Annotated in this window: 17 protein-coding genes; 11 read left to right on the plus strand and 6 right to left on the minus strand. The window is 64.6% G+C overall.

From position 1 onward, the window contains the following. Positions 1 to 121 precede the first annotated feature (121 nt). Positions 122 to 1,045, minus strand: coding sequence for a LysR family transcriptional regulator (locus D3880_RS12125; protein WP_119893683.1), 924 nt, complete (start codon positions 1,043 to 1,045; stop codon positions 122 to 124). A 109-nt stretch (positions 1,046 to 1,154) separates the two neighbouring features. Between D3880_RS12125 and D3880_RS12130 the strand changes: the two genes are divergently transcribed. From D3880_RS12130 to D3880_RS12140, 3 genes are all read left to right on the plus strand, one after another. Beyond that, entirely contained in the window at positions 1,155 to 2,003 is an 849-nt protein-coding gene (locus tag D3880_RS12130) for an AraC family transcriptional regulator (protein ID WP_119893684.1), read from the plus strand. 67 nt (positions 2,004 to 2,070) lie between these two features. Then, positions 2,071 to 3,456, plus strand: a complete 1,386-nt coding sequence (locus D3880_RS12135) for a DUF1254 domain-containing protein (RefSeq protein ID WP_119893685.1) — start codon at positions 2,071 to 2,073, stop codon at positions 3,454 to 3,456. Positions 3,457 to 3,459: 3 nt separating this feature from the next. Next, a complete protein-coding gene (locus D3880_RS12140; RefSeq protein WP_119893686.1) occupies positions 3,460 to 4,878 on the plus strand; it encodes a DUF1254 domain-containing protein in 1,419 nt (472 codons plus the stop codon). A gap of 206 nt (positions 4,879 to 5,084) precedes the next feature. Here the strand turns inward: D3880_RS12140 and D3880_RS12145 are convergent, their stop codons facing one another. After that, positions 5,085 to 5,708, minus strand: coding sequence for a trimeric intracellular cation channel family protein (locus D3880_RS12145; protein WP_119893687.1), 624 nt, complete (start codon positions 5,706 to 5,708; stop codon positions 5,085 to 5,087). A gap of 7 nt (positions 5,709 to 5,715) precedes the next feature. Next, positions 5,716 to 7,074, minus strand: a complete 1,359-nt coding sequence (gene gorA, locus D3880_RS12150; protein WP_119893688.1) for a glutathione-disulfide reductase — start codon at positions 7,072 to 7,074, stop codon at positions 5,716 to 5,718. A 96-nt stretch (positions 7,075 to 7,170) separates the two neighbouring features. On the opposite strand from gorA, the gene D3880_RS12155 reads away from it, so the two are divergent. Beyond that, positions 7,171 to 7,593 carry a VOC family protein gene (locus D3880_RS12155; protein WP_119893689.1) on the plus strand — a complete coding sequence of 141 codons (423 nt, stop codon included), beginning with the start codon at positions 7,171 to 7,173 and terminating at the stop codon, positions 7,591 to 7,593. Positions 7,594 to 7,671: 78 nt separating this feature from the next. On the opposite strand, the gene galU is transcribed toward D3880_RS12155, so the two are convergent. After that, positions 7,672 to 8,511, minus strand: a complete 840-nt coding sequence (gene galU / locus D3880_RS12160) for a UTP--glucose-1-phosphate uridylyltransferase GalU (protein ID WP_119893690.1) — start codon at positions 8,509 to 8,511, stop codon at positions 7,672 to 7,674. 354 nt (positions 8,512 to 8,865) lie between these two features. On the opposite strand from galU, the gene D3880_RS12165 reads away from it, so the two are divergent. From D3880_RS12165 to D3880_RS12190, 6 genes are all read left to right on the plus strand, one after another. Next, complete coding sequence (locus tag D3880_RS12165; RefSeq protein WP_119893691.1) at positions 8,866 to 9,222, plus strand: hypothetical protein; 357 nt, start codon at positions 8,866 to 8,868, stop codon at positions 9,220 to 9,222. 97 nt (positions 9,223 to 9,319) lie between these two features. Next, complete coding sequence (locus D3880_RS12170; protein WP_119893692.1) at positions 9,320 to 10,576, plus strand: TolC family protein; 1,257 nt, start codon at positions 9,320 to 9,322, stop codon at positions 10,574 to 10,576. Next, positions 10,573 to 12,057, plus strand: coding sequence for an efflux RND transporter periplasmic adaptor subunit (locus D3880_RS12175; protein WP_119893693.1), 1,485 nt, complete (start codon positions 10,573 to 10,575; stop codon positions 12,055 to 12,057). Before D3880_RS12170 ends, D3880_RS12175 begins: the two co-directional genes overlap by 4 nt. Then, positions 12,054 to 15,212 (plus strand): efflux RND transporter permease subunit, encoded by a 3,159-nt coding sequence (locus D3880_RS12180; RefSeq protein WP_119893694.1) that lies wholly within the window; start codon positions 12,054 to 12,056, stop codon positions 15,210 to 15,212. The genes D3880_RS12175 and D3880_RS12180 overlap by 4 nt, the downstream gene beginning before the upstream one ends. After that, positions 15,209 to 15,571 (plus strand): copper-binding protein, encoded by a 363-nt coding sequence (locus D3880_RS12185; RefSeq protein WP_119893695.1) that lies wholly within the window; start codon positions 15,209 to 15,211, stop codon positions 15,569 to 15,571. Before D3880_RS12180 ends, D3880_RS12185 begins: the two co-directional genes overlap by 4 nt. A gap of 154 nt (positions 15,572 to 15,725) precedes the next feature. Next, the gene (locus D3880_RS12190) at positions 15,726 to 15,992 is read left to right on the plus strand and encodes a cyclic nucleotide-binding domain-containing protein (protein ID WP_119893696.1); all 267 of its coding nucleotides are present in this window, start codon (positions 15,726 to 15,728) and stop codon (positions 15,990 to 15,992) included. A gap of 1 nt (position 15,993) precedes the next feature. Here the strand turns inward: D3880_RS12190 and D3880_RS12195 are convergent, their stop codons facing one another. Both D3880_RS12195 and D3880_RS12200 read right to left on the minus strand, forming a co-directional pair. Next, positions 15,994 to 16,611, minus strand: a complete 618-nt coding sequence (locus tag D3880_RS12195; protein ID WP_162934998.1) for a 2-hydroxychromene-2-carboxylate isomerase — start codon at positions 16,609 to 16,611, stop codon at positions 15,994 to 15,996. Next, complete coding sequence (locus D3880_RS12200) at positions 16,608 to 16,961, minus strand: hypothetical protein (protein ID WP_119893698.1); 354 nt, start codon at positions 16,959 to 16,961, stop codon at positions 16,608 to 16,610. Before D3880_RS12200 ends, D3880_RS12195 begins: the two co-directional genes overlap by 4 nt. 427 nt (positions 16,962 to 17,388) lie before the next feature. Here D3880_RS12200 and D3880_RS22770 point away from each other — a divergent pair, with 427 nt between their 5' ends. After that, positions 17,389 to 17,667, plus strand: coding sequence for a hypothetical protein (locus D3880_RS22770; RefSeq protein ID WP_162934999.1), 279 nt, complete (start codon positions 17,389 to 17,391; stop codon positions 17,665 to 17,667). Positions 17,668 to 17,797: the final 130 nt, after the last annotated feature.

Genomic DNA, 17,797 nt, shown 5'->3' on the forward strand with positions numbered 1-17,797 from the left:
TCTGAGCGCGTGTATGGACGCCCAATACCGGCGCAACCGCACCCGCGAGCAGCAGATCCAGCGGCTCGTCAGCCCGCTCCAGGAGCAAGGCGGCGCCGGCAACCTGGCCTAAGCCGGCGCCTCAGGGCTCTTCGTCGCCGGCCAGACGTAGGTCGGTTTCGGCGATGACCGCCACCATGGCCTGTGCCGCCGGCGAGAGCTGTTGCCCGGCGCGGCTGACGATGCCGTAACAGATCTGCATGTCCGCCGGCTGGTCGGGCAGATCGGTGATACGCAGCAACGCCACCTCGCCGCGCCGCCGCGGCTCGATCAACGCCTCCATGGTGGCCAGGCCAACGGCCTGGGAGCGCCCGACGATGCGCAAGATCGCATCGAAGTGGCCGCACTCGATGCTGGGCACGAAGTCCGCCTGGCCGACTGCCTGCCCAAAAATCTTGCGCAACGCCGGCGGCAAGCGGGTACCGACAATCGGAAACTTCAGCAACTCGGCCAGCTTCAGCGAGTCATGGGCAAGCAAGGGATGGCCTGGGCGGCAGAAGAAGCGCCCGCGCCGGCGGCGCAAGAGCTGTACCTGGTACTGCGGATCGCCGACAAAATAGCGCACGTCGGCGACGAAGAACTCCAGTTGCTCCTCCTTCAGCCGTCCGGCGAGGACATCCCAGTGGTTGATCTCGTAGCCGATCTGGATGCCGGGATGGGCCTGGATGAAGTCCGCTAACGCCTCCGGCACCAGCAACTGTGCGGGTGATGGACCGCTGCCGAAACGCAGTTCACCAGCCGTCAAGCCGTTGTACTGAATCAGCTCGTTCTGCAGGGTGCGCGCCCCGGCCAGGAGCCGTCGGGCATGCTGCAGCACCAGTTGACCTTGGGCGGTCAGACGCAGCTCGCGGCTGCTGCGATCCACCAGTTGACAGTCGAGCGACTGCTCCAGCGCCTGAATGCTGCGGCTGAACGCCGGTTGGCTGAGCCCGACCACATCGGCCGCCCGCACGAAACTGCCGTTTTCCGCCAGGGCGGCGAAATGACGAAACTGACGCAGATCCAATATGCACCTCACGCATTCTTTGTATGTAGTAAATGCATTTGATAAATATCAGCCCAAGCTGTTGTAGTAAACGCCCCGCACATACATCACACGTGCATGAGGTATCGGTATGCACCAGGAACCCTTGGTGGCCAGCGCTTGGGCCAGCACCATCCTCAATTACGCCGCGCAGTGCCAGCTGCCGATCGACGAGCTCTGCGCCCGGGTTGGCCTGTCGGCCGAGGTGTTGCATGACCACAGTCAGCTGATTCCCGCGCAGCAGGTCCTGCAACTGTTCGACGAGTGCGCGGCAATCGGCGCCAGCGATCAGTTCGGCTGCGGGCTGCGGGTGGGCTTGAGCAGCACCTACCTGCAAGGCCTGAACATTCTTCTCGATTCCGCCGCCACCCTGGGTGACAGCCTGCAGTGCCTGGTCGAATGCCTGCCGAGCCTGATGGGCCATATCCAGCCGGAGATCACTCAGCAGGATGGCTTCAGCCGTGTGACCTTCAATGCCTCGCTGGCGCCGCATGCCTTCGGGCTCGACTCCTGTGTGCTGGCGCTGGTGCGCAACATGTCCCGCCGGGTCGGCCTGAGCCCGGCCGAAGTGTTTGTCGAAGCGCAGATCACCGAACAACAGCACTGCGGTCAGTTGCTGCACAGCTGGGGCATTCCCTACCGCCACGCCAGCACCCTGAGCCTGCTACTGCCCAGCGCTGTGCTGGCGCTGCCGTTGCAGGGTGCCAACGAGTTCCTGTATCAGGCGCTGCGCGCCACCCACAAGCCATCGCGCCCGCCCGAAGCCAAGCGTGCGCCGAACCAACAGCTACACCTGGCGCGGCAGTGGCTGAGAAGCTCGGATCAACCGATCGAGAGCATCGCTACGCGCATCGGCTACAGCCAGGCGAGCAATTTCATCCGCGCCTTTCGCAAGCAATACGGCATCACGCCCAAGCAGTTCCGCCAGGCCGAGGGCTGAGTCTGCCGCCCCGGGTCGCCGGCAGCCCTGATCGGCGCTGCCCACTTCCCCTCAATCGGAGTCCAAAATGACAACAACGAGTCCGCGCACCGTCCTCCATCGTCGCCTGAGCCTACTCGCCCTGACGCTCAGCCTTGGCCTGCCGATCGCCCACGCCGCCCCCAGCCCGGAGCAAGCCCGCAAGCTGGCCGCAGAGGCCTACGTGTTCGCCTATGCCACGGCCGAGCACGACAAGGTGCTCAACGCCATCGCCGCCAAACTGCCGTACAACGTGCTGTTTGGAGAAGCACGGTTGCTGGGGCCGGATGACAAGAATGTCGTCTCGCCGAACAACGACACCTTCTACTCGCGCGCCCTGCTCGACTTGCGCAGCGAGCCGCAGGTGCTCAGCGTGCCGGCTGAAGGCAAGCGCTACTACAGCTTCCAGCTGGTCGACCTGCGCACCAACAACCTCGACTACATCGGCACCCGCGCCACCGGCACCGCCGCCGGCCGCTACCTGATCGCCGGCCCCGACTGGCAAGGCCAGCTGCCGGCCGGCTTCGACGGTCTGATCCGCTCGCCGAGTCGAGTGGTATTCCTGCTCGGTCGTACCGAAGTCAAGGGCGCGGCCGACCAGCCCGCCGCCGCCGCGGTGCTCAAGGAATATCGCCTGCAGAGCCTGTCCGCCGCGCTCAAGCAAGACGCCCCGGCAGCGTTGCCGAAACTGACGCTGCCGCCCTACAGCAACACCAAGGCAGGCAAGGCCAGCGCACTGTTCAGCACCTTCAATGCCCTGGCGCCGCTGCATGCCTGGTCGGCCGAGGAGCAGGCGCAGCTCCAACGCTTCGCCGAGATCGGCGTCGGTCCGGGGCTGGACTTCAAGCCGTCGGCAGAAATCGCCGCGGCGGTAGACGCCGGCGCCGAAGCTGGCCGCGACAAGGTCAAGGCGGCGTCCGTGAGCATCTCGCCGAATCGCAACGGCTGGTACAGCTCGCCGGCCAATGTCGGGCATTTCGGCAGCGACGACCTGACCCGTGCAGCCGCCGCCTGGCGCTACATCTACGTCAACGACGCCGCCGAGGCGCTCTACCCCATCGCCCTGCAGGACAGCCAGGGCCAGCCGTTGAACGGCAGCAAGCGCTACCGCCTGCACTTCGCCGCCGGGCAGTTGCCGCCGGTGAACTCGTTCTGGTCGCTGACCATGTATGACAGCCAGACCCAGCTGTTGGTGGCCAACCCGATCCAGCGCTATTCCATCGGTGATCGCACCCCCGGCCTGGTCTACGACGCCGATGGTGGCCTGACCCTGTATCTCCAGCACGACGCACCGGCAGCCACCCAGCAAGCCAACTGGCTGCCGGCGCCAAAAGGCCAGTTCAACATGCTGCTGCGCCTCTATCTGCCCAAGGAAAGCGCCCTCAAGGGCACTTACCAATTGCCCGCCATCACGCCCGTCGGCGGCCAGGAGTAAGGCATGCGGGATATCCCCTTCAGCCGTCGTCACACCTTGTCTCGACGCCAGTTGCTCGGCGGCCTAACCGCCCTCGGCGCCGGGCTGGCCTGCCCGAGCTGGTTGCTGGCCGCCGCCCAGCCGCTGAGCGACGACCCCACCGAGTTCCAGGCCATCGCTCGTGACGCCTGGATCTATGCCTACCCGATGCTCATGCATTACCAAACCATGCAGAAGCAGGCGCTCAATCCCAAGGCCAACGAGTACGTCGGCGGCTTCGGCCAGTTCCGCCACTACAGCGAACTGTTCACGCCGCAGAACCGCGACATCGTCACGCCGAACAACGACACGCCCTACTCCTGGGCCTGGCTCGACCTGCGCGCCGAGCCCTGGGTGCTGAGCGTGCCGGCGGTGGATGCCAAGCGCTACTACGTGCATCAGCTGGTCGACCAGTACACACAGAACTTCGCCTATGTCGGGGTGCTCAGCACCGGCCGCGAAGCGGGTGACTATCTGATCGCCGGCCCCGAGTGGCAGGGCGAGACGCCGGCCGGGATCAAGCAGGTGCTACGCAGCGAGGCCGAGATCGTCATGATCCTCGGCCGCACCGGCCTCAACAGCCACGACGACCTGCCGGCGGTGCGCGCCATCCAGCAGCAGTACCAGTTGCGTGCCCTGCATGACTACGCCGGCACCGCCGCCCCGGCAGCCGCAGCGGCGATCGCCTGGCTGCCCTGGGAGATCAAGACCGGCTTGGGTGCGGGCTTCATCCCCCATCTCAACCAGCTGCTGACCCTGTGCCCGGTGGTCGAGTCGGAACGTGGCCTGCGCGAGCGCTTCGCCCGCATCGGCATCGTGCCCGGCCAACCCTTCGATGCCGCGGCCCTCAGCGCGGTACAGCGCCAGGCGCTGATCGCCGGCATCCAGCAAGCGCAGGCGGAATTGAAGGCCGCCACCGAGAAAACCCCGCGGCCGCTCAGCCTGTTCGGCGACCGCAAGACCCTGGCCAACGATTACCTGAAACGCGCCTCGGGCGCCGCCCTGGGCATCTATGGCAACAGTATCGAGGAAGCCTTCTACACCGGCACCAAGCTGGACGGCAGCGGCCAGCCGCTGGTGGCCGGGCAGAAATATCGCCTGCGTTTCGCGCCCGATCAGCTGCCGCCGGCCAGCCAGTTCTGGTCGCTGACCCTGTATGACCTGCCGGACCGGCAACTGGTGGTAAACCCGCTCGACCGCTACTGCCTGAGCAGCCGTGATGCGCTGCAACGCGATGCGGACGGCGGTCTCACCCTGCTGCTGCAGACCGAGGCCCCAGCCGAGCAGAGCAACTGGCTGCCGGCGCCGGCCAAGGGGCCGTTCTTCCTCGCCCTGCGCCTCTACGGGCCAAGCGCGGCGGTGAAAGCCGGGCAATGGCAGATGCCCAAGGTCGAGCGCCTGTAGTTCGCGCCCGCCATAACGACAACGGCCACCCTGGGGTGGCCGTTGTCGTTTCAGAGCAAGCTCTTAGAACCTGTTTACGATCTCGCGAGCTAGAGTCAAACAAGGCGAAAACGGCTGAGGAAGCGGAGTTTACGCGTTGTAAATGAGCATTCCGAAGCCGTTTTCAACGCAGTTTGACTGACGCGCAGCAGATCGTAGACAGGTTCTTAGATGCGGTCGAGCAGATGGAAGCGCGGTAGTGACAGATGCCAGCGGATCGCCGCCAGGCGGGTGAACAACACCGTGAGCATCGCCATGCCGGTCGCCAACCAGTGGGTCACACCGATCTGCAGCAGGGCAATGAACACCAGCGAACCGGCGATACACGAGGTGGCGTAGATTTCCTTCTGGAAGATCATCGGAATCTCGTTGCACAGCACATCGCGCATCACCCCGCCGGCGACGCCGGTCATCACGCCCATGATCACCGCCGTGCTGATCGGCGTGCCGTGCTGCAGCGCCACCTCGGTGCCGATCACGGTGAACACCGCCAGGCCGAAGGCATCCGCGATCAGCAGGCCAGTTTCGTGGATCGGCCGGGTCAGGCGCACCCACAGCACGGTGCCGATCGCCGCCAGGGTGGCGACCAGGATGTAGGTGTCGTTGCGAATCCAGCTGACCGGATGGTTATTGAGGATCACATCGCGCAAGGTGCCGCCACCCAGCGCGGTGACGATGGCGATCACCAGCACGCCGAACAGGTCCATGGACTTGCGCCCGGCCATCAAGGCTCCGGTGATCGCGAAAACGGCTACGCCAAACAGGTCCGACAGGTAGAAAAGTTGTTCCATGGTGCTTTCAGCTGGTTACGGGGGCGCGCATGGTAACAAACTCCTCGGCGGCGGTTGGATGCACGCCGAGAGTTTCGTCGAACAGCTGTTTGGTCGCCCCGGCCTTCAGCGCCACGGCCAATCCCTGGATAATCTCGCCGGCCTCCGGGCCGACCATATGGCAACCCAACACCCGGTCGGTCTCGGCATCCACCACCAGCTTCATCAGGGTGCGTTCCTGGCATTCGGTAAGGGTCAGCTTCAGCGCGCGGAATCGGCTCTCGAAGATCTTCACCTTATGCCCGGCCTGCCGCGCCTCTTCTTCGGTGAGCCCGACGGTGCCGATGTTCGGCAGGCTGAATACGGCGGTGGGAATGTGCGCGTAATCCACTGGCCGGTATTCCTCCGGTTTGAACAGCCGGCGCGCCACCGCCATGCCCTCGGCCAGCGCCACGGGAGTCAGCTGCACGCGGCCGATCACATCGCCGATGGCGAGGATCGACGGCTCGGTGGTCTGGAACTGCTCGTCGACACGGATAAAACCGCGCTCATCCAACTCGACGCCGGTGTTTTCCAGGCCGAGGTTGTCGAGCATCGGTCGCCGGCCGGTGGCGTAGAACACGCAATCGGCCTCCAACACGCGGCCATCCTTGAGGGTGGCGAGCAGGCTGCCGTCGGCTTGCTTGTCGATCCGCGCGATCTCGGCGTTGAACTGCAGCTCCAGGCCCTTCCTGCCCAGCTCTTCTTTCAGATGCTGCCGCACCGCGCCATCGAAACCGCGCAGGAACAGCTCACGGCGATACAGCAGAGTGGTCTGCGCGCCCATGCCGTGGAAGATCGAGGCGAACTCCACGGCAATGTAGCCGCCGCCGACCACCAGCACACGCTTGGGCAGTTGCTGAAGGAAGAACGCCTCGTTCGAGCCGATTGCATGCTCATGTCCGGGGATCTCGGGAATCTGCGGCCAACCGCCAGTGGCGAGGAGGATATGTTCGGCGCTGAAGCGCTGGCCGTCGACTTCCACATGATGGGCATCGAGCAGGCGTGCATGGCTTTCCAGCAGGGTCACCCCGGAGTTGACCAGCAGGTTGCGGTAGATGCCATTCAGACGCTGGATCTCGCGATTCTTGTTGCTGATCAGCGTCGGCCAGTTGAACCCTGTTTCGCCCGGCGACCAGCCGTAGCCCTGCGCCTGCTCGAAGTCATCGGCGAAGTGCGCGCCATAGACCAACAGCTTCTTCGGCACGCAGCCGACATTCACGCAGGTGCCGCCCAGGTAGCGGCTTTCCGCCACCGCCACGCGCGCGCCGAAACCCGCGGCGAAGCGCGCCGCCCGCACACCACCGGAACCGGCGCCGATCACGAAAAGGTCGAAGTCGTAGGCCATTTGAGCGTCTCCTAAATAGGTGGCAAGCATACCCCAATCCCGCCAAGCGCCAGTGCCAGGGCCTAAACTGCAAGGCACGCGATAAGGAGAAAACCCATGCGCCCCACCCTCACCCATATCGCCCTGCATGTTCCCGATCTGGATGCCTGCGTGCAGTTCTACAGCCGCTTCTGCGCCATGCGGGTGATCCACGAACGCGCCGGCAAGGGCTCGCGGATCGTCTGGATGGCCGAGCCCGGCAAGGAGCACGCGTTCATTTTCGTCATCATGCCCGGCGGCCAAGACCGTCAGCTCGCTGCTGACGACTACAGCCACTTCGGCTTCGCCCTGGCAAGCCGCGAGCAGGTCGATGCCATCGCCGCCCAGGCCGCAGAGGCCGGCTGCCTGATCTGGGCGCCGCGCGACGAGCCCTATCCGGTCGGCTACTACTGCGGTCTGCGCGACCCGGCCGGTAATTATGTCGAGTTCAGCTACGGCCAGCCGCTCGGTCCCGGCTCAGAGGCCATGCCGATTCCGTAGGATGGGTTGAGCACAGCGATACCCATCGGAAACGACAAGGCCACCCGCAGGTGGCCTTGTCGCTGAACCGCAAACGTCTCAGAACGCCTTGCCGGTCTTGTAGTAGTTCTCGAAGCAGAAATTGGTCGCGTCGATGTAGCCTTCGGCGCCACCGCAGTCGAAGCGCTTGCCCTTGAACTTGTAGGCCAGCACGCAGCCGTCCTGGGCCTGTTTCATCAGCGCGTCGGTGATCTGGATTTCACCGCCCTTGCCCGGCTCGGTCTTTTCGATCAGGTCGAAGATGTCCGGGGTAAGGATGTAGCGCCCGATGATCGCCAGGTTGGACGGCGCATCTTCCGGCTTCGGCTTCTCGACCATGGTGTTCACCCGGTAGATGTCATCGCGGATCATCTCGCCGGCGATCACGCCGTACTTCGAGGTTTCCTCCGGCGGCACTTCCTGGATGGCCACGATCGAGCAGCGGAACTGCTTGTACAGCTTGACCATCTGGGTCAACACGCCGTCGCCATCGAGGTTAAGGCACAGGTCGTCGGCCAGCACCACGGCGAACGGCTCGTCGCCGATCAGCGGGCGGCCACTGAGAATCGCATGGCCCAGGCCTTTCATTTCCACCTGGCGGGTGTAGGAGAAGCTGCACTCGTCGATCAGGCGGCGGATGCCGACCAGGTATTTCTCCTTGTCGGTGCCCTTGATCTGATGCTCCAGCTCATAGCTGATGTCGAAGTGGTCTTCCAGGGCACGCTTGCCGCGGCCGGTGACGATGGAAATTTCGCTCAGACCGGCATCCAACGCTTCTTCGACGCCGTACTGAATCAGTGGCTTGTTCACCACCGGCAGCATTTCCTTCGGCATCGCCTTGGTGGCAGGCAGAAAACGGGTGCCGTAACCGGCGGCCGGGAACAAGCATTTCTTGATCATGGGAGTCCTTGCAATAAGGGGGACACGGAGTGCCGCGCAGTCTAATCAGGCCGCAGTCGCCTTACAATGGCCTGCCAGTGGCCCCTTGATAGAGAGACTCCCACTCGAAGAGTTCCACGGCATGAGGAATATTGGGCCCGTTGACCGGCGTAACGTCCGCGGTGGGGAGAGTTAACAACTCTGGCTATATTGATAGCCTTAGAACCTGTCTCGGATCTGCTGCGCATCGGTCAATCAGACCTTCCCTAGGTTGCTACCACAAAGAGTTGGCGGCGCAGTCGCGCTCGGAAGCATTTCGAAATCATCCGCCCCGTCTCATTGTTGGGCGCTACATCCCCGGCTAGACTGGCGAGCATGAAACGCTGCCTGCGGTTTTGCCTCATCTTCCTGATTAGCCTGGCGCTTCCCCTGAGCGGGATGGCGGGCCTCGCAGCAGCGACAGAACCTTGCCCGATGGAAGCGGCGGGCGTGGCGATGATGACGCCTGAAACCAGTGGGGATGTGGGCCAGGACTGTTGCCAGGATATGGGCAGTCCCTCCGATCATGGCAAACCCTGCAAGCCCGGCCAGGAATGCAAGACCGCCAGCCTGCTGCAAGTGTCGATCGTGAAGCCTCCCGTCACCTTGTCCAGCCCCGTTGTGCTTTCCTTCTCCAGCGACTTCCTGCCAGCCCAGGCCCCTTCCGGGGTGTGGCGCCCTCCCCGCGTTTGATTCCTGTACCTAGCTGAGTTCCATCCCGCCACCAGCGGGATGGCCGACCTGTGCGCACGCTCGAGCGGCGAGCAGGACCACCACAGGAATCATGAACATGCACTCCAAACGCTATTGCGCCGCGTGGCCCGTCGCGGCTGCCCTGGTGGCGACCGTGCTGGCATTGCCGAGTCAAGCCGCCCCCCTGACACTCGATGAAGCCTTGCGCTTGAGCGAAGACAATGCCCCTTCGCTGACCGCCCAGGCGGCCAAGTTGGAGGCGGCCAATAGTGCCGCCATCCCGGCCGGTGAATTACCCGATCCGAAGTTACTGCTGGGCGTGCAGAACTATCCCATTGGCGGTCCCGATCGCTGGAGCATCGACCAGGACTTCATGACCATGCAGATGGTTGGGGTCATGCAAGAGGTGCCCAACCGTGACAAACGCCGGGCACGCATCGAGGTGGCAGAGGCGGCCGTCGACCGGGCCACGGCTGAACGCCGGGTCGAGCGCCTGAACGTCCGCCAGGCTACCGCTCTGGCCTGGATCAGCAGCTACTCGGTGGAGCGCAAACAGGCACTGTTCCAAGACTTCTTTCGCGAGAATCGCCTGCTAGCAGATGCCGTCCGCGCGCAGATCGCCGGCGGCCGAGCACAGGCCGCCGATGCCGTGACGCCGAGGCAGGAGGCGGCCCTGCTGGATGAGCAAGAGGACGAGCTGATCCGCTTGCGCGCGCAGGCCCGTGCGGCACTCAGGCGCTGGATCGGCCCGGCCGCCGATGAGCCGTTGGCCGGCAACTTGCCGGAGTGGCCCATCAACGTCGCCGGCTACAGCCATAAATTGCCCCACCATCCCGCGCTGACAGCCTTTGTCCCGATGACCCGCGAGGCGCAAGCCAAGGTGCACGAGGCGGTGGCGGAAAAGAAGTCCGACTGGAGCTGGGAACTCGACTACCAGCGCCGCGGCCGTGAGTTCGGCGACATGATGAGCGTGCAGCTCAGCTTCGATCTGCCGCTATTTCCCGGCTCCCGGCAGAACCCCAAGATCGCCGCCAAACATGCCGAGCTGAACCAACTGGAGGCCGAGCGCGAAGCCCTCACCCGCGAGCATGCCCAGCAGCTGGAAGATGATCTTGCCGAATACCAGCGCCTGAACCGCGCCGTGCGCCGCAGCCAGAACAGCCTGTTGCCCCTGGCCAAGGAAAAGGTGGCGCTGACCATGGCCAGCTACCGCGCCGGCAAAGGTGACCTGGCGGCCGTCATCGCCGCCCGTCGCGAACTGATCGAGGCGCGCCTCAAACATATCGACTTTGAAGAACAGCGGGCCCTGACCAGCGCCCGCCTGTATTTCACTTACGGGGAGAATCACCAATGACTGCGCGAATCTGGCAAGGGGCTTTGTTGACAGGTCTGTCGGTCGTCCTCGGCGTTGCCGGCGGCTACTGGTTCGCTCAACAGCGCATGGATGGAATGCCCAGCGCCGCCACCGAGCCGGGTGCCGCCGCGCAAGACCAACGCCAGGTGCTGTATTGGTACGACCCGATGTACCCGCAGCAGAAGTTCGACAAGCCGGGAAAATCGCCCTTCATGGACATGGAACTGGTGCCCCAGTACGCCGATGCAGCGGCGGACAGCGCGGCCATCAGCATCGACCCCAGCCTGACCCAGAATCTCGGCCTGCGCCTGGCTCCAGTCACCCGCGGGGCCCTCGCCAGCAACCTGGAGGTGGTCGGCGTATTGGCGTTCAACGAACGGGATATCGCGGTGGTGCAGGCGCGTACCGCTGGCTTTGTCGAGCGCGTCTATGCCCGTGCGCCCGGCGATCTGCTGACGGCCAATGCGCCGCTGGCCGACCTGTTGGTGCCGGAATGGGCCGCGGCCCAGGAGGAGTTCCTCGCGCTCAAGCGCAGTGGCGACGCCGGCTTGCTGGCAGCAGCACGCCAACGCCTGCGCCTCACCGGCATGCCGACGGCGCTGATCGCCCAGGTGGAACGCAGCGGCAAGCCCCTGCCGGTTCTGACCCTTACCAGCCCGATTGCCGGTGTACTGCAGGAGCTGGATGTGCGTGCGGGCATGAGCGTCGCGGCCGGCGACACCCTGGCCCGCGTCAACGGTTTGAGTAGCGTCTGGCTCGCGGTAGCCGTTCCGGAGGCCGAGGTTGGGGCGATTGCCGTTGGCCAGGCGGTCGAGGCACGCCTGCCGGCCTTCCCAGGGGAAGTGCTCGGCGGCACGGTCAGCGCCGTTCTGCCTGAGACGAATCCGGACAGCCGCACGGTTCGCGTGCGTGTCGAACTGCCCAATCCCGACGGCCGCCTGCGGCCAGGCTTGACCGCGCAGGTGCGCCTGAACCGGTCGACTGAACAAAGCCTGTTGTGGGTGCCGAGCGAGGCGGTCATCCGCACCGGCCGCCGTGCCCTGGTGATGCTCGCCGAAGACGGCGGGCGCTACCGCCCGGTCGAAGTACAGCTCGGGCGGGAAAACGAAGGCAAGACGGTGGTGCTGCAAGGTCTCGAGGAAGGCCAGCAGGTGGTCGCCTCCGGACAATTCCTGCTCGATTCCGAAGCCAGCCTCAAGGGCATAGTCGCGAATCCCGCGCCAATGCCGGAGCCTGCCATTGCAGGCCCCGCCTTGCATGAGGCCGAGGGGCAAATCGTCGAGATCACTAACCAAGGCGTGACCCTCGCCCATGGTCCGTTCAAGACCCTGGGTATGCCCGGCATGACCATGACCTTCCCGCTGGCGGACCCGGCCCTGATGCTCGGGGTGAAGGCAGGCGACAAGGTACGTGTGGCGGTGCGCCAAACCGACGATGGTTTGGTGATTGAGCGCCTGCAGAAGCTGGGAGGCCAGCCATGATCGCCGCACTGATCCGCTGGTCGGTGGCCAACCGTTTCCTGGTGTTGCTGGCCACGCTGTTCGCCAGCGCCTGGGGCGTCTGGTCGGTGCAAAGCACGCCCATCGATGCGCTGCCAGACCTCTCCGATGTGCAGGTGATCATCCGCACCCCCTACCCCGGCCAGGCACCGCAGATCGTCGAGAATCAGGTCACCTATCCGCTGGCCACCACCATGCTCTCGGTGCCGGGGGCGAAGACGGTGCGCGGCTTCTCGTTCTTCGGCGACAGCTTCGTCTATGTGCTGTTCGAGGACGGCACCGACCTGTACTGGGCTCGCTCGCGGGTGCTGGAGTACCTCAGCCAGATCCAGAGTCGCCTGCCGGCCAGCGCCAAGCCGGCTCTGGGGCCGGATGCCACCGGGGTGGGCTGGATCTACCAGTACGCTCTGGTGGATCGCAGCGGCGGGCACGACCTGGCGCAACTGCGCGCGCTGCAGGACTGGTTCCTCAAGTTCGAGTTGAAGACCCTGGCGAACGTCGCGGAAGTGGCGACCGTCGGCGGCATGGTCAAGCAGTACCAGGTGCTGCTCGATCCGCTCAGGCTGGCCAGTCTGGGCATCACCCAGGCCGAAGTGATCGAGGCCATAGGCCGGGCCAACCAGGAAACCGGTGGTGCCGTGCTGGAGATGGCGGAGGCCGAGTTCATGGTGCGCGCTTCCGGCTACCTGAAGACGTTGAATGACTTCCGCGCGATTCCCCTCAAGCTCGGTGCCGGTGGCGTGCCGGTGACCCTCGGCGACGTGGCGACTATCCAGCAGGGACCGGAGATGCGCCGCGGCATCAGCGAACTCGACGGCGAAGGCGAGACGGTCGGCGGCGTGGTGATTCTGCGCAGCGGCAAGAATGCCCGCGAAACCATTGCCGCGGTCAAGGCCAAGCTCGACGAACTGCAGAGCAGCCTGCCGGCCGGGGTGGAAATCGTCACCACCTACGACCGCAGCAAGCTGATCGACCGCGCCGTGGAAAACCTCAGCCACAAGCTGCTCGAGGAGTTCATCGTCGTCGCCCTGGTCTGCGCGGTCTTCCTCTGGCATTTGCGTTCGTCCCTGGTGGCGATCATCTCGCTGCCGGTTGGCATACTCATCGCGTTCATCGTCATGCGCTATCAAGGGATCAACGCCAACATCATGTCCCTCGGCGGAATCGCCATCGCCATCGGCGCCATGATCGATGCCGCGGTGGTGATGATCGAGAACGCCCACAAGAAGGTCGAGGCCTGGCACGCAGCCCATCCTGGGGAAGAATTGGCGGGCGAGCATCACTGGCATGTGATGACCGAAGCCGCGGCCGAGGTCGGTCCGGCGCTGTTCTTCTGCCTGCTGATCATCACCCTGTCGTTTATCCCGGTGTTCACCCTGGAAGCCCAGGAGGGCCGCCTGTTCGGCCCGCTGGCCTTCACCAAGACCTATGCCATGGCCGCGGCGGCCGGCCTCTCGGTGACCCTGGTGCCGGTATTGATGGGCTACTGGATTCGCGGACGGATTCCCAATGAAGAGCAGAACCCGCTGAACCGTTGGTTGATCAGGATCTACCAACCGGCCCTCGATGCGGTGCTGCGTCGGCCCAAGGTCACCCTGCTGGTCGCGCTGCTGGTTTTTCTCAGCGCGCTGTGGCCAATCTCCCGGCTGGGCGGCGAGTTCCTGCCGCCGCTGGATGAGGGCGACCTGCTCTACATGCCTTCGGCCCTGCCGGGTTTGTCGGCGCAGAAGGCGGCGCAGTTGCTGCAGCAGACCGACCGCCTGATCAAGACGGTACCGGAAGTCGAGCACGTGTTCGGTAAGGCCGGACGCGCCGAAACCGCCACCGACCCGGCGCCGCTGGAGATGTTCGAGACCACCATCCAGTTCAAACCGCGCGAGCAATGGCGACCCGGCTTGACCCAGGAGAAGCTGGTGGAGGAACTGGATCAGGTGGTCCAGGTGCCGGGGCTGACCAATATCTGGATTCCGCCGATCCGCAACCGCATCGACATGCTCGCCACCGGGATCAAGAGCCCGATCGGGGTGAAGGTCGCCGGCAGCAACCTGACGGAGATCGACCAGGTCACCCAGGCAGTCGAGCGCGCGGCCAAGAGCGTTCCGGGCGTGAGTTCGGCCCTGGCCGAGCGCCTGACTGGCGGGCGCTACATCGATGTGGACATCGACCGCCAGGCTGCCGCCCGTTACGGGCTGAATATCGCCGATGTGCAATCGATCGTGGCCGGCGCCATCGGTGGCGAAAACGTCGGGGAGACCATCGAAGGGCTGGCGCGCTTCCCGATCAACGTGCGCTATCCCCGTGAGTGGCGCGACTCGCTCGGCGCCCTGGAGCAACTGCCGATCTACACCCCGCAGGGGGGCCAGATCACCCTGGGCACGGTGGCCAGGATCAAGGTCAACGATGGGCCACCCATGCTCAAGAGCGAGAACGCGCGGCCTTCCGGCTGGGTGTATATCGACGTGCGTGGCCGGGATATCGCCTCGGTGGTCGCCGACCTGCGTCGAGTCGTCGGCGAGCAGGTCAAGCTGCAGCCGGGGATGAGCCTGAGCTACTCGGGGCAGTTCGAGTTTCTCGAACGGGCCAACGCGCGGCTCAAGCTGGTGGTGCCGGCCACCCTGCTGATCATCTTCGTGCTGCTCTACCTGACCTTCGCCCGCTTCGACGAGGCCTGCTTGATCATGGCCACGCTGCCGTTCGCCCTGACCGGCGGGGCATGGTTCCTCTACCTCCTGGACTTCAACCTGTCGGTGGCCACCGGCGTCGGCTTTATCGCCCTGGCCGGGGTGGCGGCCGAGTTCGGCGTGATCATGCTGCTCTACCTGAAGAACGCCTGGGCCGAACGTGAAGACACCGGTGACAACACTGAGCGTGGGCTGGTCGCAGCGATTCGCGAAGGTGCCGTACAGCGTGTGCGACCTAAGGCCATGACGGTGGCGGTGATCATCGCCGGCCTGCTACCTATCCTCTTGGACAGCGGCACCGGCAGCGAGGTGATGAGCCGCATCGCCGCGCCCATGGTCGGTGGCATGGTCACCGCGCCCTTGCTTTCCCTGTTCGTCATTCCGGCGGCCTACCGCTTGATGCGCCGTCGGCATCTCCCCGCTGTATCCACCAACCGTCAAGGAGAAGCTGTATGAAGAAGGTCCTGATCGCCGTTGCAAGCGCAATCGTCTCGCTATCCCTTCCCGTCCTCGCCGAGGACATGCCGGGCATGAAGATGGGGAACATACCCATGGAGGGCATGCAGATGAAGCAGGAAGCGCAGCAGGCGCCCATCGCCAAGGCCGAAGGCACGGTCAAGGCCATCGACATCCAGCAGAACACCGTCACCCTCGCCCATGACGCCGTGCCGGTCTTGCAGTGGCCAGCCATGACCATGGCGTTCAGCGCGACACCTGTGCAACTGGCGGGGCTGAGAGTCGGCGACCGCGTGGCGTTCGAGTTCCGCGCTGCGGGCATGAACGCCTCGATCATGTCCATCAAAGCACTGCAGTAGCGGCCATCTCGCCGTTCAGAACCGCTACAGAGACTAAGGCAAACAGTGGAACAAGGCCTTCTTCCACGAAGGCGAAGCGATCGGCTCACTCAGCGCCTACCTGAAACAGCAGCCCTGCACCTACAGCATCGAGGCGCTGGAGCAGAGCCGGCTGGTGGCTGTGCCGCGGCATACCCTGACCCGCCAGCGCGAGCGCTTCCCGCAGCTGCAAGGGATGCTCGACAAGGTCACCCGGGAAATCATGCTACGCAACGAAACCCGCGAGGCGCTGCTCCTCACCTGCAATAGCGAGGCGCGCTATCGCTGGCTGCTGGAGCACGAAGCCTGGCTGCTGGCGCAGGTGCCGCAGTACCAACTGGCGAGCTATCCGAGCATGGACGCGGTGTCCTTCTCGCGGATCAAGCGCAAGCTGAGCGACTGAATCAGTCCTGCCGCACACCCGGTTCGGGCCAGGCGCCGTGGGCCAGCCAATGCTCAAGCATCCACAGGCGGTCGCTGCCCCAGATCAATTGCCCGTCGACCACGAAGCTCGGCGCACCGAACACCCCGCGCTCGAGCGCAGCGCTGACCGAGTCCCTGAGCGCCTGCTTGATCGTCTGGCTGTCGATGGCGGCGCGCAGCTCCCGGCCTTCCAGACCCTGTTCCCCGGCCAACTCGGCCAGCACCGCGGGATTACCGATATCGCGGTCCTCCTGGAAGTAGGCGCAGTACAGGTGCTTGGCGAAGGCAGCGGCCTGCCCCGGCCAGTGCTGCTTGACCCAGCAGAAGGCCCGCGCCGGCGGCAAGGAATCGATCCGCCGCGAGGGCATGCGGAACGGGATGCCGTAAAGCGCCGCCAGGCGCGGCACGTCGTGGAGGATGTACTCACCCTTGAGCGGTGTTTCCAGCAGCGGCTTGAGGCCCATCACCTTCACAACCGAGATGCCGAGCAGCATGGCGTGCCACTCCAGCGGCCGCTGGTAGCGCTCGGCGAGCCGCTCGATCTGCATGGCGGCGAAGTAGCCATAGGGCGAGAAGAAATCGAAGTAGAAGTCGATCACAGGGTCACCTCCTCCGGCGTCTGAACGCATAGGCCCAGGCGCTCGGCCTGCTCGGTACACCAGTGTAGATGCGCGGGTGGCACTCCATCGGGGTTGAGCAACAGGCTGCCATCGGCCTGCTGGCTCACTTCGGCGGCGAGCTGGCCGCAACGCGGCGCCGCGCGTTCGCCAAAGACACTGGCCGCCGCCAGCTCCCGCAGGCGCTGCTTGAAGATCTTGCCCACCGCCGTGACCGGCAGGGCTTCGACCTGAAAGATCCGCTTCGGGCAGGCGGGGCGTTCGGCGATGTGCTCGAAGGCGTACTGCTGCAGTTCGTCAACGCCGACCTGGCTGCCCTGGCGCAGTTGCACGATTGCCCTGCTCGTCCAGGTGTCCCAGGTCGCCGGTGCGCAGCCAGCCGCCCTCGAGAGGGGCCGCACCCTGCCTTAGAGCCTGTTTACGATCTCGCGAGCTAGAGCCACAGCGAAGCGGAGTAACAGCCGCAGGCTGGCCCGCAGGGCGAGCGCAGCGAGTAAATCGGGCGAAGAAGCGCAGTTTACGCGTTGTAAATGAGCATGACTCGCTGCGCTCGCCCCTTCAGGGCCGCGCTAAAGCGCGTTAGCCGCAAGCGGCTTACTGAGCCTGATTCCAACGCCGTATGGCCGACGCGCAGCAGATCGTAAACAGGCTCTTAGAGCAAAGAGGCAGGACGGGAGCCGGGGGCTTTGCATGAAAGGCCTGCAGGTGACGCAGACAAAGCGCTGGATGGGATAGTGCTGAGCAAGAACCACTGCCCTTATGAACGAAGAAGCCCAGCGCTTGCCGGGCCTCGATGCGGATTCTCACTCATGGGGATCAGCCGGTACGCGAATGCCGATACACCTCAGCATCGTCCAGCAATGGGTCAACGCCTATGTCGTCCGGATCGCGCATCACCTCGATGTCGACGCAGTCAGGATCGATTCGCCAACGAGGAAGCTCCGGTTGATTGTTGGCATCATTTCTAGGAATGCCGACTTTTCTATCTCCTCTCATATTGCACCTCTGCAAGGTCGACTTGGTCCTCAGAATATTTGAGTTGTTTTCGATCCTTGACGTTCAGGAGGTGCCCTGCCGCCGGTCCACTTTATGCCCGACGAAATGCTTTCGACATTACAGAGATTGAGGCCTGGGGCTGGCATTGCAGAAATAAAACGCCCGCAGCGTG

Origin of the sequence: Pseudomonas cavernae, from assembly GCF_003595175.1 — a bacterium.
GTDB classification, from domain to species: Bacteria; Pseudomonadota; Gammaproteobacteria; order Pseudomonadales; family Pseudomonadaceae; genus Aquipseudomonas; species Aquipseudomonas cavernae.